1 protein-coding gene is annotated in these 2,043 nt (G+C 65.6%); it reads left to right on the forward strand.

All coding sequences use genetic code 11. The features are described 5' to 3' along the window. The first annotated feature begins 279 nt into the window (after nucleotides 1-279). Complete coding sequence (locus C1A33_RS24300) at nucleotides 280-1,464, forward strand: hypothetical protein (protein ID WP_101833647.1); 1,185 nt, start codon at nucleotides 280-282, stop codon at nucleotides 1,462-1,464. Nucleotides 1,465-2,043 lie beyond the last annotated feature (579 nt).

Here is a 2,043-nt window from a genome sequence, read left to right on the forward strand (position 1 = left end):
ATCATCCAGCCGTTATCGGCCGCCGATCCCGATCAAGAAAACTGCGAAACTCTAGGTCTTGGTCGACCGAGACCGCGCCGTCTGGCTCGAGAACGGCGGGGACGCGGACATCCTCCGTTACGGTGCGTACTACGTGTCGCTTGCGGGTGAGACTCCCACCAGTAACAAGAATAAGCAGGTTGTCCGCGTTCCACGCGCCAACCGGCTGACGCCCTCATCGCTGCGTACGCTCTGCGAGGACGACGCACGTCTGCAACTCCGACGCTATGGGGTGAACGGGTGAGCTCGGGCACGGATACCTGGCAGACCCCGTCGCCCGACCAGGTCGCGACATACGTGCGCGCGTCGGGCTGGCAGGAACTGCACGCGAATTCTGACACTGCGATCTATGTCAAGTCGGTCCCGTCGGGCACCGTCCACCAGATCTTTGTACCCCTGTCGACGAGGTTTGCAGATTACGACCGGGGTATGCGCGCCGTCGTCGTGCAGATCGCAGCCAGTGAGGGGCGCGATCCGGCGGCGACGGCGCTGGCGCTCAGCAGTGACAGAACTGACCACGTCATGGTCGGGGCGGAGTCACCGGAGCCAGGTGTCATCGCGATCCACGAGGGCGCGGCCCTCTTCGAAGGCGCGCGGGCGATTCTGCAGGCCGCGGCTGAGTCCGCCGTCCGGGCCGCGTCGCGGGCGGTATTCACGAGCTCTCTCGTCGACGCGTACCTGGGCACAGTGCGTGCGCGCGTGATACCAGGTAGCTTCGTAGTCGATCTAGCGTGCCCACTCACACCGCCCCTGACGGGCGTCGGCGCGCAGGCGGATAACGCGTTCGGTAGACGCGTTACGACAGCTGTGGTCGATGGTGTCAAAGCAGCCACGCGGGCCGCCTTGATAGCGGGAGAGTACGCCGACGACAGCCAGCTATACAACATGCTCGATATGGGCATGACTGCCGGCTTCGTCGAAGCTGTCGCCACCATCGCGCCTCCTGAGGGCGCGACCGCCCGCCGAGTGGCAGTCGACTTCGCGAGATCTCTACCTGTGGATCAGGGCTTGTCCATGCGGGAGATCGAGGTCCCACCTGGAATTGCGGGAATCCTCCGCTTCGCTGCAGAACGAATGCGCGCGGCGCATCCGGGGGTTGACCCGGTGTACAGCAGCACCGGCTCGGCGCGAATGTCGCGATCATCTGACTCTGCTTCGCTGTCGCGCGGCATCATCGTCGGAACTGTTGTGAGCCTCGACCGGGAAGATCCGAGTGCCGCACGGACGGCGCGGGTTCGTGGCAGGCTCTCGCTGCCTGGCGAGGCTGAACGAATTGTCACGGTGAAAATCAATGATCGACAGATCGACTATGGTCAACTCATTCGCGCATTCAATGAAGGTTGGCAGGTTGCCATCGAGGGTGACCTTCTTCGCCGTCCACGTTTGTCGGTATTCACCCGCGTCTCATCGATCCGTATGCTCTGACGCCGCCGGCGGTTGTCCGCTACCGCGTCCATGCGGTCTACCAGACCGCCGATCGCCAGAGCGGAGCCCAGACAGACCCGGTCGGTTGTGCCGCTAACAATCAGCGACTACCAAAAGTGAGCAGAGCCGGAGCTCGGACACTCCCATGACGAGCCAGCTGGCGTCGGGCCAGCCGTGCGCGACGCGCTGCTCGACGATCCAGCGCCGTGCGGCGCCACGGGTGCGGAACGACCGGGCCGCTGCTCGGCGTCGTCGAGTTCGGCGAGGAAGCGGCCCTTACGGGCGTGAATCGTCCCGCCCGCCACGTGCAGCCGGTGGGTGCAGGGCGGCCGCGTGGGCGCAGCGATCACAGACGATCAGGGGTTGGCCGAGCTGATCTGGCGATTCCTGTTCGGCGAGGGGCTGGCCGCAGAGTGCGGTCATGGCTTGGGGATGAACGAGGTGGAGCACCAGGGAACACCGTCTTCTGACCGACCAGCGGCCAGACGGGCAGCCGACCGACGGGCTTGCGGCGGACCGGTCAGCGGTGCGGGCTGGTTGGCCGACCGGCGGGCCCCGGGGGGCCGGTTGGCCAACCAG

The sequence above is a fragment of the Frankia canadensis genome (assembly GCF_900197875.1).
GTDB lineage: Bacteria > Actinomycetota > Actinomycetes > Frankiales > Frankiaceae > Frankia > Frankia canadensis.